General features: G+C 52.5%; 9 protein-coding genes. 7 read left to right on the top strand and 2 right to left on the bottom strand.

The annotated features are described in order from the left end of the window. Window positions 1-44: 44 nt before the first annotated feature. The 5 genes from AACZ40_RS10405 (at window position 45) to AACZ40_RS10385 (ending at window position 9,008) form a co-directional block, all read left to right on the top strand. Window positions 45-3,962, top strand: coding sequence for an AAA family ATPase (locus tag AACZ40_RS10405; RefSeq protein ID WP_291168529.1), 3,918 nt, complete (start codon window positions 45-47; stop codon window positions 3,960-3,962). 57 nt (window positions 3,963-4,019) lie between these two features. After that, complete coding sequence (gene moaC / locus AACZ40_RS10400) at window positions 4,020-4,499, top strand: cyclic pyranopterin monophosphate synthase MoaC (RefSeq protein WP_339674377.1); 480 nt, start codon at window positions 4,020-4,022, stop codon at window positions 4,497-4,499. Window positions 4,500-4,755: 256 nt separating this feature from the next. Next, a complete protein-coding gene (locus AACZ40_RS10395) occupies window positions 4,756-5,748 on the top strand; it encodes a polyprenyl synthetase family protein (RefSeq protein ID WP_291168525.1) in 993 nt (330 codons plus the stop codon). 197 nt (window positions 5,749-5,945) lie between these two features. After that, window positions 5,946-7,688: an ABC transporter permease gene (locus tag AACZ40_RS10390; protein ID WP_291168523.1), complete on the top strand. Its 1,743-nt coding sequence runs from the start codon at window positions 5,946-5,948 to the stop codon at window positions 7,686-7,688. Between the two features lie 18 nt (window positions 7,689-7,706). Then, window positions 7,707-9,008, top strand: a complete 1,302-nt coding sequence (locus AACZ40_RS10385) for a CNNM domain-containing protein (RefSeq protein ID WP_291168521.1) — start codon at window positions 7,707-7,709, stop codon at window positions 9,006-9,008. A 49-nt stretch (window positions 9,009-9,057) separates the two neighbouring features. Here the strand turns inward: AACZ40_RS10385 and AACZ40_RS10380 are convergent, their stop codons facing one another. Both AACZ40_RS10380 and AACZ40_RS10375 read right to left on the bottom strand, forming a co-directional pair. Continuing rightward, complete coding sequence (locus AACZ40_RS10380; RefSeq protein WP_291168519.1) at window positions 9,058-10,104, bottom strand: general secretion pathway protein GspE; 1,047 nt, start codon at window positions 10,102-10,104, stop codon at window positions 9,058-9,060. Between the two features lie 136 nt (window positions 10,105-10,240). Then, window positions 10,241-11,824 carry an Hsp70 family protein gene (locus AACZ40_RS10375; RefSeq protein WP_291168517.1) on the bottom strand — a complete coding sequence of 528 codons (1,584 nt, stop codon included), beginning with the start codon at window positions 11,822-11,824 and terminating at the stop codon, window positions 10,241-10,243. 624 nt (window positions 11,825-12,448) lie between these two features. Here AACZ40_RS10375 and AACZ40_RS10370 point away from each other — a divergent pair. Together AACZ40_RS10370 and AACZ40_RS10365 are read left to right on the top strand one after the other, a co-directional pair. Continuing rightward, window positions 12,449-14,296, top strand: a complete 1,848-nt coding sequence (locus AACZ40_RS10370) for a phospho-sugar mutase (RefSeq protein ID WP_291168515.1) — start codon at window positions 12,449-12,451, stop codon at window positions 14,294-14,296. Window positions 14,297-14,569: 273 nt separating this feature from the next. Then, on the top strand, window positions 14,570-15,084 hold a 515-nt coding region (locus AACZ40_RS10365), incomplete at its 3' end, for an inositol-3-phosphate synthase (protein WP_339674370.1).

Below are 15,084 nucleotides of genomic sequence, written 5' to 3'. Positions count from 1 at the left end.
CAAGTCAGGCTCCTGTTTTTAGTTTTCCCGTGTAAGGTTTAGTGATGCTGAAATCATTGGAACTGTTCGGCTTTAAGAGTTTTGCCGACCGGACCATCTTTGAATTTTCGGATGGCATCACTTGCGTTGTCGGGCCCAACGGAAGTGGTAAGAGTAACGTCGTGGATGGAATCAAGTGGGTTCTGGGTGACCAGAGCCCCAAGAGCCTCCGTGGCAAAGACATGACCGATGTGATCTTCAACGGTTCCACGGGCCGTAAAGCCAATGCGTATGCCGAAGCCACGCTGACTTTCAATAACCGGCAGGGTTTCCTGGATATTGATGCAGACGAAGTGCATATCGGCCGTCGACTCTGGAAAAATGGCGACTCGGAATACCTGCTGAATCGTAACCCGGTCCGTCTGAAAGATATTCGCGACCTGTTCATGGGCACTGGTGCCGCGACGTCGGCTTACAGCATTATCGAACAGGGCCGCGTCGATCAGATCCTGCAGGCCAACGCTGCCACACGCCGCGTCGTGTTTGAAGAAGCTGCAGGAATCAGCCGCTACAAATCCAGGAAAGTCGAGGCGGAGCGAAAGCTCGAGCGGGTCGGCCAGAACATTCAGCGTTTGACCGACATCGTGGATGAAGTCGAAGCGCAGCTGAATTCGACACGCAGCCAGGCTTCTAAAGCAGCTAAATACCGTGAAGTATCAACCGAGTTGCGCAAGCTGTGGATGGGGATGGCAGCCGATGACTGGCGACACCTGACTTCGCAGCAGGCTGCGCTCAAGGACAAAATCGCTCAGTATCAGCAACGCATCGAAGAGTTGAATGCAGACTACCAGACTTACGAAGAAAAACTGGGCGCCATCGATGCGGAAGTCTCTGAATTTGATGACCAGTTAAGAGCCGTCGAGAAAAAACTCTCTTCGCAACGCGAGGGGATTGCGGGAAATCAGACGGCGATCGAGCATCAGCTGGACCGAAAGCAGGAATTCGAAACGGAAATCATCCGGTTGCGCAAGCAGCGGATCCTGATGGCCAGGCGGACTTCAGAAATTCAAAAGGATCTGGAAGCCGTCACACAGGAGAAGCTCAAGTCGGAAACCGGTTTTCAGGAACAACGTCAGAACCTGGAAGAAACGCGGGCCCGCATCACCGCGGCGAGTGCAGAACTGGATGCAGCCAGCGAGCAGATTCAACAGAAACAGCAGCAGGTGCATGAGCTGAATAAAGCATCATTGACGCTGGATAACCGTGTATTTTCAATGCGGACCCAACTGGAAACCTATAGCAGTTCTATCGGGAAGGCCAACGAAAAGCGGCTGCAACTGGAAACGAAAGTCGAGGATGCACAGGCGGTTGTCGAAGCCTGTGAAATACGGTTTCGTTCCGCCGGCGAACGGGTCGCTGAATTTGCGCAAAGTCTGTCTGACGTCGATGAAAGGCAACAGGCACTGCTCAGCGAGCAGGACCAGAAAACCCAACAGCTGTCCGAGCTGCGGGAAAGACGCAGCGCCTACCAGGCACGGAAAAGCGTACTCGAAGATCTGGAGCGCAGGCAGGAAGGCATCAGTATCGGGGTCAAAGAAATACTGAACCGGGCGCAGACCTCACAGTATTCTCCCTGGAATACGATCATTGGCAGTGTCGCGGATCTGCTCGAAGTGGATCTGGAACAGGCGGCACTGCTGGAAGTCGCTTTAGGCATTCGTTCGCAGTTACTGGTGATCAGCGAATTTGAGCCACTCTATGAATTCCTGAAAGAAGGCAAATACTCCATCTCCGGTCGGGTGGGTTTTATTACCCGCCCGAATTCACAGGCAGATCTGCCTCCGGTCATCCAGGGATTCGCTCTGGATGGTCCGTCTGCTGAGACGGAAGAAATAGCGACTGCACAGCCCGCTGATTTTCAGACCTCTGATTTTCTGGATCTGTCTGCGGAACGCGGTGTTGTCTATCGTGCAGATCAACTGGTGAAGCCCAATTCAGAAAATCAACTGCTGGCAAAAATGCTGCTGGCGGATACCTGGATTGTGGATTCACTGGAGACGGCCGTCAACCTGTCGAAGGGAGCGGGCAAAAAATGTCGCTTTGTGACACTGCAGGGAGAACTGGTTGAAGAAAACCGTTCGATCTTCGTCGGCGCCATTGGTGGTGAATCTGCCATCTTCACCCGTCGCAGTGAATTGCGAAAGCTCAAGAACGATCTGATTCGGATTGATCGGACATTGAACGACAACGAAACTGCCCTGGAAAAGCTGGATGAGTTGTTGTCTTCGGTAGACGATGACCGGAGTGCCTGCCAGAGTCGGATGCAGGAAGCTTCCGAAACACTCTCGATTGAAAAAGCCGCTAAAGTCGCCGCCGAGCAGAAGCGGGAACAGTGGAATGAAGAATGGACGACGGTCAAAAACGACCTGCTGGATCTGGAACGCCATTCTCAAAAACTGGAGACCGAAATCGAAACGGTGCTCTCAGAAAAGCAGGAAACCGAAGCCCGACTGCAGTCATTGAACGCGCTGATTCAGGAGAATGAATCTGTCCTGTTGGATAAACAGTGTGAAGTTCAGGAACTGAAAGAACAGCAGAACGCCCGCAAACTGGAACTGGCCACGCACGAAGAACGTCTGGCGGGACTCAATCAGCGTTGCGATCGGCTGAAACTTGAATTTGAACAGCGTCAGCAGCAGCAGGAAGAATCCAATCGTCGTTATGAACTGTCGCTGGAAAAGAATTCGCAGATTAAACTGCATATTCTAAATACACGCGCCGTGCTGGACGAACAGTATTTGATCCAGGAAAGCCTGCTTGCTTCCGCAGCCAGTCTGACTGTCATCCGAGATGAGAAGCGACAGCTCAAGAAGCAGTTCAGCTCAGAAGAGGCTGCCCTGCGAAAAGAGCGTCGGGAACTGAGTGAACAAAAACACGAAGAAGAATTCAAAACCCGCGATATCGAACATCAGATCAGCACACTGGCCGAGCGGATCGAAGAGGAATATCAGCTCACCCTGGAAGAAATCGTGGATACGGGTGAGTCCGTTCTCAAGCAGCATCTGGAAGAACAGGCGCAATACGAAGCCGAAGATGAGTCGGTCTCTCCAGACGAAATGGAACAGGATGCCGCGCTGATCGAGGCAGTTGACCAGGCAGAAGTTCAATCGGAAGCTGACGTGGAAGAAGCATCGGAGTCGGTGGAAATCGAACTGGTAGACGAGGATGAAACGCCGAGCGAACCGGGGTTCAATGTTGCGCTTTACCTGGAAATTCGCCCGGAGATTGAAGCCCAGGTGAATCGCTTGAGGCGGAAGATCAAGATGATGGGCAGCATTAACTCAGACAGTCTGAACGATCTGGATGAACTGGAATGCCGCTTCGAGTATATGAAATCGCAGCTGGACGACCTGAATGAAGCCAAGTCGTCACTGGAAGAGATTATCCGCCGAATTAATGCGGAGAGCCGTCGCCTGTTTCACGATACGTTTGATGTCATTCGCGGGCATTTCCAGGAAATCTTCCGCAAGCTGTTCGGTGGCGGTGAAGCAGATATCATTCTGGAAGACCCGGATGACGTGCTGGAATGCGGTATCGAAATCGTGGCCCGTCCACCTGGAAAAGAGCTTCGCGGCCTGACGTTGTTAAGTGGTGGAGAAAAAACATTAACCGCCGTCGCGTTGCTGATGTCCATTTTCCGCAGCCGTCCAAGCCCCTTCTGTATTCTGGACGAAGTGGATGCGGCTCTGGATGAAGCCAACGTGGAACGTTACGCCGGCCTGATTGACGATTTCAAAGAGACGACCCAGTTCATTATGATCACACATAATAAACGATCAATGACTGTTGGAAACGTCTTATATGGCGTTACAATGGAACAGTCAGGGGTCTCCAAACGAATGTCCGTCCGCTTTGATGATATCAGTGAAGACGGAAACTTCAAACAGTCGGCGACTGCCGAGGATGCCTCTGAGGCTGCCTGATCTTTGCGGCGCTGTCTGCACTGATCCGCGATTTATCCCCATGCCAGAGAGGTTCCAATGACTGATTTATCCCACTTTGATAAAGATGGCGCCAGCCGCATGGTTGATGTCGGCGACAAAGCGGTGACCGCGCGGCTCGCCGTGGCGGAATCACTGGTGACCATGTTGCCGCACACTCAAAAGCTGATTCTGGATCGTCAGATTTCCAAAGGGGACGTGCTGGAAATTGCCCGGATCGCCGGCATCATGGCAGCAAAAAAAACAGCCGACCTGATCCCTTTATGCCACCCTTTGAGTATTACCAGTGTCAGTCTGGATTTTGATGCTCCCGATGAAAAGACGATTCGCATTCGTGCGACGGTGAAAATTGATGGCAAAACCGGTGTCGAGATGGAAGCACTGACGGCGGTCAGTATCGCTGCCCTTACCATTTACGATATGTGCAAAGCCGCCGATCGAGGCATGACGCTCGGCCCCACCCGCCTCGTGGAAAAATCGGGAGGAAAGAGCGGACATTTTATCCGGGAAACTTATTGATTCTCCCTGTGCATTCAGAAGAACCACACCATAATTTTCCAGGCGGACCAGATAATTTTACCCAGTAGACGGGAAAGTCTGATTTCGACCCCGGAAATGAAACACCGGCCCCTGTTTGCATTCCTATCTGCAGGGAGAATGCTTACAATGGCTGCGAATAGTGAGCCGGGTATCGGATCATTTGTTCCGTATCTGTGAAATAACCGACCGCCAGACGAAAACTGGATAAACGATTCGATATTGTGGTGAGGCTGTAATGGGGGACCATCTTACGACACATGACCTGCTGGCGCGTGTCGAAGAGTTAATTGGCGGTGAACTGGAACAGGCAGAACGGGTCTTCTTGAGCGAAGTCAGCTCGAAGCATCCTTATGTTCATGATGTCCTGCAGCATATTACCCGATTTCAAGGCAAACGACTGCGTCCCATTCTGTTGCTGCTGTCCGCAGCGGCAACCGGAGGCATCAATGAAAGCCACTATGTCCTGGCCTCTGTCGTCGAGATGATTCATCTGGCGACCCTCGTACATGATGATGTGTTGGATGACGCCCTGATCCGCCGCCACGTCGCGACGGTTAATTCTCGCTGGAATAATGAAACCAGCGTATTGGTAGGCGACTTCCTGTTCACGCATGCGTTTCATCTGACCGCCAGCCTCGGCGATGCCCGGGCCTGCCGACTGATTGGCAGGGCAACCAACCTGGTCTGTGAAGGCGAACTGGCGCAGATTTACGAGCGGGGAAATCATGAACTGGGTGAAGAACAGTACCTGGAAATCATCAACGGAAAAACAGCAGAACTCTGCGCCATCAGCACACAGATGGGAGCCCTGTATGCCGGCGCCGACGAATCCATCGTGCAGGCCATGGACGAATATGGTCGGGCACTCGGCGTTGCCTTCCAGATTACCGACGATCTCCTGGACCTGCTGGGCGATGAAGAGCAGATGGGAAAATCACTGGGGTCTGATCTGCAGAAAGAAAAACTGACACTGCCTCTGATTCGGCTGCTGGATCAATGCAGCCCGGAAGACCGGGCCACGCTTCAGGAAATTCTGTCTCAGCCCGATCCGAATACCAGGCAGCGACTCACACAGTATATTAAAAACAGTGATGCGATCGACTACGCCGGTAACCGGGCACGGGAGTTCGCGAAACAGGCTCGGGATGCGCTCCAGAATTGCCCCGCTTCACCGGCACGACAGATCCTGGAGGAACTGACGGAATTTGCCATTCAGAGAACAATCTAGAGCGCGTGACAGATATCCGCAGTGTCTCCGGAACTGATATCACCGATTCCAATGTGCCCGGAGAGGTATCAATAAAACGGAACACAGTCTAATATCATAGTATCAGCAACAGTTTATCAGGTTGCACAGATCGGTCGTAGGAGAAGGGCGTCTCTGATTGAATGCTGTCACCTGTCGAATAAAGAGGCGAGAGAGCATTGTTTAACAATCCAATTTTTATTCGGGAAGCGTTGACTTCTCCCCGTCAGTTGAAACATTACCTGATTCGTTCCGGTTATGTTGCCGCAGTATTCATTCTGATCTTTACTGCCGGCCAGACCATCCTGGGGACTCAACAGATCCAGACCACCACCATCGGCGAATTTGCCCGGCTGGGTAATCTGATCTTTCAGATGATCGCCTTTCTGCAGTTACTGCTGGTCCTGTTTTTCACGCTCCTGTTTTCTGCCGGCAGTATCGCGCAGGAAAAAGACCGGGGCACGTTGATTCTGCTGTTAATGACGGAACTCAAAGACCGTGAACTGGTCAGCGGAAAAACCCAGTCCAGTCTGCTGATTGTCTATGTATTGCTGGCGTCATCAATTCCCGTCTGCGTCTTTCTGCATCTGCTGGGAGGAATTGAGCTCACCCAGATTCTCTGGATGGAACTGCTGTGTCTGATCACAGTCTTCGCGACCGGCAGTTGGGCGGCCCTGGTGGCGTTCTGGCGGGAAAAAACATTTCAGACCCTGGCGATCAGTGTGCTCGGGATGGTGGTATTTCTGGGTATTGTGGAAGTGATTGTTAACCTGCTGCCCGCAGATTTCAGCCTGCGTCCCTGGATTGCCGGCCTGAATCCCTTTCGTTCACTCTATGAAATCCTGAATCCGCTTTCTCTCAATACCGGCCTGAATCCCATTACCGTCAGTGCCTGGCCTTCGCTGATCAGCCTGTTTGTACTGGGAGTCGCCTTGAAAGCATTTACCGTTCTCAGGCTGCGGGTCTGGAACCCTTCGCGTTCGGTTTATAAAGCGACCCCCAAGGCAGAAAAAGAGACGGTCGTCGTCAAAGAAAAATCCCGTGTGATCTGGTCGAATCCTGTGATCTGGCGCGAGATCATGACGAAAGCTTACGGGCGAAAAGTTTTTGTGATCAAGCTGGCGTATTTTTTGCTGGCTGGTTTTACGCTCTGGTCCGCAGTCACCTCCGAGGCGGTTGCCGAAGGCGTGCTGTACCTGGGAGTGATTCCCCCGCAGGGACTTGCTTTTGCGGGGATCGCCTGGTTGAGCCTGGTGCTGGCCAATACGCAGGCAGTCACTTCCATCACGACCGAAAAAGACAGCAAAACACTTGAGTTACTGCTGGTGACCGATATCTCCGCCAAAGAATTTGTGCTGGGGAAACTGGGGGGAATCTTCTATAACAGCAAAGAACTGATACTGGTTCCCGTGCTGATTCTGTGTTACCTGGTCAGCCAGGGGGCATTCTCGACCGAAGGTTTTCTGTGTGCCCTGATCGGGTTTCTGGCACTGATGATCTTTGCGATTGTCCTGGGGCTGCATATGGGGCTCACGTATGACAACAGCCGTTCTGCCATCGGTGCCAGCCTGGGAACCATGTTCTTTCTGTTCGTCGGGATCGGTATATTCATGATTCTGCTCGTACAGGCCCGCTCTTCGTTTGCCCTGCAGCTGCAGAGTTTTCTCGTGTTTATTGTGGTGGGAAGTGCCGCCCTGCATTCTGCTCTCACACATCGTAATCCTTCCCGGGCGCTGGCCATCTCGGCCTGGATGCTCCCGTTTTTAACGTTTTATGCCATCACTTCGTTTCTGCTGGGAGGAACTCTGGGGGTTCTGGTTACCATTCTGTTTGCCTATGGTCTTCCTGTTCTTTCGATGTATATTCCGGCCGTTTCTGAATTTGATGTTGCCTTGGGGAAAACCACTTTCGATAAAGGGTAGAGTGGCTGATCCTGATTCATGATGATCGCATTAATTGATACCGTTGCAATTTGGTTTCCAGGGTCACTGGCGTTACTCGCTTTGATTTTTGCGTCCGGGTTCTTTTCAGGCAGCGAGACTGCAATTTTTTATCTGTCGCGGAGCGAACTGAGAAAATTCAGTAAAGGTAAGCCCAGTGAGCAGGTCGTCGCCGCACTGGCCGCGGATGCCGACCGCCTGCTGACAGCCGTGCTGTTCTGGAACCTGCTGATCAATCTGAGTTATTTTGCGGTCGCCGGAGTGATTGCCAGGCGACTGGCCGACCAGGGGATGACTGCCGCTGCCGGGGTGTTCACGGTCGGCAGCCTGCTGGCGATCATTCTGTTCGGTGAAGTTCTGCCGAAGAGCCTCTCGATTGTTTTTCGCAAAAAAATTGCGATCCTGGTCAGCTGGCCCCTGGCGGTTTCCGTCCGCCTGCTGGATCCGGTGATCCCGTTGCTGCAGCAGATCAGTCGGCTGATGCGGCGTACCTTCTGGCCGCATATCCAGAAAGAATCGTATCTGCACTCAGAAGACCTGGAACGGGCCGTCGATGCGTCCGGTTCCAGCGAAGAAGTCATTCGCCATGAACGACAGATCCTGCATAATATCCTGGACCTCTCGGAGATTCTGGTCGAGGAAGCGATGCGTCCGCGGGGAACGTATCTGACGTTCAACATGCCCGTGCAGCTGGAAGACCTCACGCGGATTACCCCCGAAACGGATTACATTATTTTAAGGAAACGCGATACCGAAACGGATGAGATTGAGCGTATCATCTCGTTGACGGAACTTTCGTCTTTCTCAGAAAAGATGCTGAATCAGAAATCGAAGCGGGTGATTCATGTTCCCTGGTGCGCGAACCTGTCGGATGTGTACTCCCGCTTTCAGGCAGAAGAATGTCACTTCGCTTCTGTCGTCGATGAATATGGCGAAACCATCGGTATCGTCTCTCATGATGATATCATTGACACGCTGCTCTCACCGGAACCGAGTCGGGCCAAACGAATTCTCCGCAGGGAACCGGTGCGTGAAGTGGCACCTGGCGTGTATCATGTTGAGGGGATTACCACGCTGCGGTACTTGTGCCGCAAGCTGCAGCAGGACTATGAAATTGCCGACGATGGCCTGTTAACCGTCGCAGGGATGTTCCATGAAAAGCTGGAACACATCCCGGAAGTCGGGGATATCTGCGACTGGCTGGACTTCGAACTGGAAGTGATTGAAGTCCGCAAGCTCGGGCATCTGATTGCAGAGCTTCGGGAAAAAATGCCTGTGGAAGAAAGTCCGGAAGTCGAATAATCGCGGCTTCGTTTCAGACAGGCAGTCGGCACAAGAATCGCGAGCCGATCTACTTCTTCCACATCCCGGTCATCAGGTAGATCGCGATTAAAGGGGTTACGAGTGTCGTCAGCATGAAATGCCACGGCCAGGTTTGCGGGAAGACAAAGCTCTTGAGGAGGAACTGATCGATCAGGATTGAACCACAGAAAGCCCAGCCACAAAAGATGAAGGCCAGCTGCTTCTTCTCTTTCAGTTCTTCGGGAGTCAGCTGGCTTCCCCCCCGTTGTGGTTTCTTTTTTTCTACCTTTTTCTCGGGTTTGGCTGCTTTGGCCGCTTTTTTGGATCCGGTGTCCGTGGCGGCATCTGCTGCAACCGGTTCTTCGTCTTCCTGTTCCTCGGCAGCCGCATAGTATTTGGTGATGCCATTATTAATCGAACGGGGCATCGCCAGCACCCAGCGGGAAGGGACCTGGTAACGCATCCGCAGATCGTCTTCCAGTTCATGCGTCGGCTGATCGGCACAGGCAACCAGCAGCATATCATCGTCGATGAACAGGGGGAGAATGGTATTTCGCTTGGCGACATGTTGAGGAAGCTGCAGGAGAATACTGCTTTCGGGAATCGTGTCTTCGAGGTCGATGTAAGGCATTCCCTTTGAACGGGCCATTGCCTGGGTTGCTACTTCACCGGTGACAAACCGCATCTGGACGGCGGCGTCCCTGGTGGTGAGTCCCCGTTTTTCCGCAAATTCCTTCAGCTCTGCGGCTTGACTCTTCTCGATGTGCCCCTGTTCGAGGAGGATCTGTTCGACTGATTTGGGGCCGGTATCTTCGTCTTCATCAAACTCACGACCCAGGCTTTCATCATATTCATGTTTTCGTTCGGGGTCGGTCAGACAGAGCATGGCTTTCGCCAGCTCGTTTAATAATTCCTGGGATTCATTAGAGTATTTTCCCGAGGCGTACTTGCGGACATGGGCGTTCAGCTTTTTGTAGTGCGCCCTGATTTTTTCTTCATCATCTTCGAATTTGACCAGTCGCAATAAGTCATAATGATGTGGAGGTCGCTCCCCTTCCGGTATTCCCAGCCAATCCTTGTAGACGTCTATTGCCACCTCAGAGGACTCCTTGCTCTTGGATCTAGATCAAAATCGAAGTGAAACAGTTTCAGTATGACGTGTTCGTTGTCGCGATTCAAATCAGCTTCTGCAGTGAAACAGGAACCGTTTCACTGCAGAAGCTGTTGGGACATTATTCAACCAGGTAGTCTTTGGCCAGAAGCTCAAAGCGGTCCACTCCCTCGGTGTCCAGACCAGAGTCACGGACAATCTCGGTGGCGGATTCGTTGTTCCCTGTCAGTTCTCTTGCCGAAGCATGAATTCGACCGTTGGCATCATAGCGGTAGGTCACTTCCACAGGCGAACCTTTGGGAAGGTTGGCTGGCAGATTCAGAATGCGGAAGTCACCGATAGTCGAACAGGCATCAGGATCGCTGGCCTCTCCTTCCAGGATGATCACGTGAATCCGCTGCTGATTCTCGGAGGTCGTCACGAATTTCTGGCTGACGCTCGCGGGAATCTCCGTATTGCGTTTAATCATAATGTGGTTGATTTTACGGGTGCGTTCATTGGGGTCCGTGATTTTCACGCCGAGCGAGTGTGAGTTCACATCAGCGGTACTGACGCTCCGCAATCGTTTGATGACGGCCTGTGCCATGCGACTCTCGCCTCCGGTTGCACGGGCTTCCAGGATGGCCGCGTGGATCGCAGCACCCTGGGCCACTGCTTCTTCCGGGTTCATGGTTCGAGAAGGTTCGCTTCCACAAACCTTTTTCAACATCTCTTCGACCACAGGCATCAACGTCGAACCACCGACCAGTACCACATCATCCAATTGGCCTTTCTCCACACCTGCCTGCTGCATGACCAGCTCGGTTGTGTCGCGTGTCCGCTGCAGGAGATCCGCAGTCATACGCTCGAAATCGCCACGGGTCAAAGCCACCGTTAAGGTGTTGCCTTTGTGATAAATGGAAACGGGGGTCTGCGCCTTCTGGCTCAATTCACGCTTGGCGTCTTCACACTCCTGCACGCAGGTTCGTAATGTGACGGGATCCTGGCGGGGATCGCTGCCGAATTTCTTCATAAACTGTTCTGCCACATGATCCACGATCCGCTGACTCCAGTCGAGTCCCCCCAGCATCACATCCCCGTCAGTAGCCAGCACGCGGAACTGTGTAGGAGAATAACGGACAATGGTAACGTCGAAGGTACCACCACCCAGGTCGTATACCAGGATTGTGCGTTCGCCATCGGGCATGGCATTGGGGTTCCCCAGCTCATCCCGTTTCCAGGCATAAGCCAGCGTCGCTGCCGTTGGCTCATTGATAATGTCGATGACATTCAGACCGGCGATCCGGCCGGCATCCTGGGTGGCTTTGCGGCGCACATCGTTGAAGTAGTAAGGAACCGTGATGACGGCATTGGCGATCGGGCCGATTTCCTTTTCCGCATCTTGCTTCATTTTTTTCAGGATCAGGGCGGACAGGAATTCTGCAGTCAGTTTCTTTTCCTGGTAGACAACGTAAAAGTTGTCATCTCCCATATGTCGTTTCACCGCTTCGATAATGCGGGAAGGATCATCTTCGATGGCCGTTCTTTCAAAAGAAGGACCGACTACCACACGCCCCTCTTCACCCAGAAGGACGACCGAAGGAGTTATCGAACGACCATCCGTGTTTTTCAGGGAAATGGGCTGACCATCACTGTCAAGCTGTGCAATTGCTGAATAGGTGGTTCCCAAGTCAACGCCAACAGTATGACCTTCAACAAACTTCATAGTGCTACCTTAATTTCGTTATACATGCAGGTTCATCATGGATCAGGACATTAGAGCGGAATCGAGAGAATCAGGAAAGCAAACGGGAGAATTCCCTCCTCTGTTCTCGTGACTCTGAAATCAAGATTGGTATAACCCGAATCGTGCTATACCGTTTTAATCCACCTATTCTGCCACTGTTAGGAGGGGGAATCAAGGACTTGATCGGTGGGAAACCAAAATCTGGCAAAGTCTTAATGAAGGGAGAATTCCCTTTCTGGGCAAAGATTCAGTGGGTCAGCAGTTCGTGGCTGAATCCGTCCAGTGATACATTCGTTGTAATCAGACTTTTTATCCGATTTGAGCACTCCTCGAACCGGATTTCGTGTGAGGGTTGGCTCACAGGGCGAATCACTCTACAATCTAGCACGGGTCCGGAACGTGTGATCGTTTCAGTTCGCACTGGCTTTTTCCTGTCAGGGAAAGAACGCCAAAGCCTGGTTTCTGGTCAGACCTGATACCAGAATCTACTGTTCCGGCAGAGAATCCTTCCGGGAAATGAGTTTTTCAGAAATGGACTCAGGCCCGCTTCAGTTACTTATACAGTCAAAGAACCCGCGCTCTCGAATACGGAAAAGTTACAGGATGAACCAGCCTTCTCCCTCTATTGATTCCACGCAGGCTATGGAACTCGCGCGCACCGCAGTGGCTGAGAAAAAGCTTTCAGAAGCAGCCCTCGAAAATCTGAAACGCTGGGTGATGGAGCCACAATATGCACCGTATCAGCCCGCGCTGTTGAAACTGATCGAAGACAAAGACTTTCAGCAGCTCGATACCTGTTTCTGGGAAGTCATTCCGTTTGGAACCGGCGGACGGCGCGGATTGATGAGCGAACTGGGTTCGGCGACCATCAACGAGCGGACTATTGCAGAGTCGGCACACGGACTGGCAGCCTACTGCAAAAAGTTTTCGGGGAAAGAGACCGGGAAAGCCGCGATCGCGCATGACTCCCGAATCAACTCTAAGCATTTTGCCCGCATCGCAGCCAGTGTACTGGCAGGGCACGGGCTGACCGTTTACTTCTTCAATACTTCCCGCTCCACACCCGAACTCTCGTTTGCCGTCCGCGAGTGTGGCTGCGATGTCGGTGCAATGATCACCGCTTCGCACAATCCCCCTTCCGATAATGGGTTCAAAGCCTACTGGTCCACCGGGGGACAGGTTCTGCCGCCACACGATCAGGGCATCATTGACGAAGTCTACCAGGCCACCGAAATCCCGCTGCTTGATTTCGATCAGGCGGTTGAACAGGGGCTGATTCAGTTTATTGATGAAGATATCGCCGGCAAGTACCGCAGTGCGGTTGTCAGCCACAGTCATTCGGACCAGCGCGACCTGACGGGATATTTCACTCCCCTGCATGGCGTGGGAGAAGCGTCGGTACATCAGGTACTGCAGCAGGCCGGATTTACAGGAATTCAGCGGTATGAACCACAGTGTGAACAGGACGGGAATTTCCCCAATGTTCCCGATCAGCTTCCGAACCCGGAGCGGACAGAAGTTTATCAACCCGCGATTGAACAGGCGAAACAGACCGGCGGCGAAATCATTCTCGCCAGTGATCCCGATGCCGACCGCATGGGAGTCTGTGTCAAAAATGTGGCCGGTGAATTCATTCATCTGACCGGTAACCAGGTCGGTGCATTACTCGCGGACTATGTGCTCCGCAAACGCCAGCAGGCCGGCACCCTCTCGCCGGAACACTTCGTGGTGGAAACGATCGTCACGACTCCGTTGATCGCCGCCATCACCCGCAAAGCCAATGTGCGAATTATCAATAACCTGCTGGTCGGATTCAAGTACATCGCCGAGACCATGGACGAGGAAGGGCCGGACAAATTTGTATTCGGAACTGAAGAGTCACTGGGTTACCTGGCAGGCGAATACTGTCGCGACAAAGACGCGGCGATCGCTGCACTCTGGGTATGCGAACTCGCTGCCGAACTGAAGACGGAAGGCAAAACTCTGCTGGATCGCCTGGACGAACTTTACCGTGAACACGGATTTCATCTGGAAGGTCAGGTTTCCAAAACCTGTAAAGGTTCCTCGGGTAACGAACAGATCAAGCAGCTGATGAAGGCTTTCCGCAATACGCCTCCCGGGAAAATGGGAAATCTCACGTTCAACCTGGTCAGGGACTATTCGGATCTGGAAATTCGGGCATTACCCGAAAATACGGTGACTGAGACCTTTTCGAAACCGCGGGGAAATGTTCTGATGTTTGAAGCCCGGGCCGAGGGATCGCCGCTGACGGTCCAGTTAGGTGTACGGCCTTCCGGTACCGAACCCAAAATCAAATTTTATTACTTCGCCCAGGCAGAAGTCAGCGATCCAGGCCAGCTTGATCAAACGAAAGATGCTGCCTGTTCCACAATCGAAGACTTTAAAACGGCGTTGATGGACTGGATCGACCAGACCCTCACAAACACTTAAATATGAGGATTTTAGACAGAGAGACCGAAATTCTTCTCCGCAATCAGCATTTCTTTGATTGTGAACAGCCACCAGAGACCTATAATTATAAACATATTTTATTATCATCTATGCTCGGTAATGTTCTGATTGTCGTGCCTGGAAATAATATTCCATAACAAGCAGCAGGGGAGTCTGTGCAACGACAGGTCAGGCAGGCTTCGATCTGCCTGCTCCCACCTGCAAAATCACCCGTTTCAATTGAATTCAGAAATATCAGTTTCAGGCAACATCATGACGCAACAACGTATCGGGATTTGGATCATCGGCGCATGGGGCGGCGTCGCTACGACCGCCGCAGTCGGATTATCAGCACTCAAGCAGGGGCTCACCGGGACCAGCGGCCTGGTTTCAGAAAATCCCTACTTCGAAAAGCTGAACCTCAAAAGCTGGGACCAGTTTGTGGTCGGCGGACACGAAATTCGCGACACGTCATTTGTCGAAGCCGCCCGCTATTTCAGTGAGAATTCCGGCGTCTTCCATCCGGCGTTGTTACAGGCTGTCGAAGAAGACCTCAAAGCCTTCGATCAGAATGTCAAACCGGGAACGCTGATTCATGTCGGCGATACGATTCGCTCCCTGGCCGGGGATGCCGTCAAAAAATTTGATACCGAATCTCTGCAGGAAACACTGACGCGTCTCTCCAACGATATCAGCGAATTCCAGAAACAGCATGATCTGGCGCACGTCGTCGTTGTCAATCTGGCCTCCACCGAACCCCCCGTCGATGAATCTGCCAAAGCTCTGTC

This window comes from uncultured Gimesia sp. (assembly GCF_963972345.1).
In the GTDB taxonomy this organism is placed as follows: domain Bacteria; phylum Planctomycetota; class Planctomycetia; order Planctomycetales; family Planctomycetaceae; genus Gimesia.
Note: the sequence above shows the minus strand (reverse complement) of the source record. Positions and strands in the feature narration are given on the sequence as shown.

What these genes read in the sequence shown, in the direction of transcription:
- AACZ40_RS10385 (WP_291168521.1), top strand. Translation starts at nt 7,707, where the DNA reads ATGATGATCGCATTAATTGATACCGTTGCAATTTGGTTTCCAGGGTCA.
- AACZ40_RS10405 (WP_291168529.1), top strand. Translation starts at nt 45, where the DNA reads ATGCTGAAATCATTGGAACTGTTCGGCTTTAAGAGTTTTGCCGACCGG.
- AACZ40_RS10375 (WP_291168517.1), bottom strand. Translation starts at nt 11,824, where the DNA reads ATGAAGTTTGTTGAAGGTCATACTGTTGGCGTTGACTTGGGAACCACC.
- AACZ40_RS10395 (WP_291168525.1), top strand. Translation starts at nt 4,756, where the DNA reads ATGGGGGACCATCTTACGACACATGACCTGCTGGCGCGTGTCGAAGAG.
- AACZ40_RS10370 (WP_291168515.1), top strand. Translation starts at nt 12,449, where the DNA reads ATGAACCAGCCTTCTCCCTCTATTGATTCCACGCAGGCTATGGAACTC.
- moaC (WP_339674377.1), top strand. Translation starts at nt 4,020, where the DNA reads ATGACTGATTTATCCCACTTTGATAAAGATGGCGCCAGCCGCATGGTT.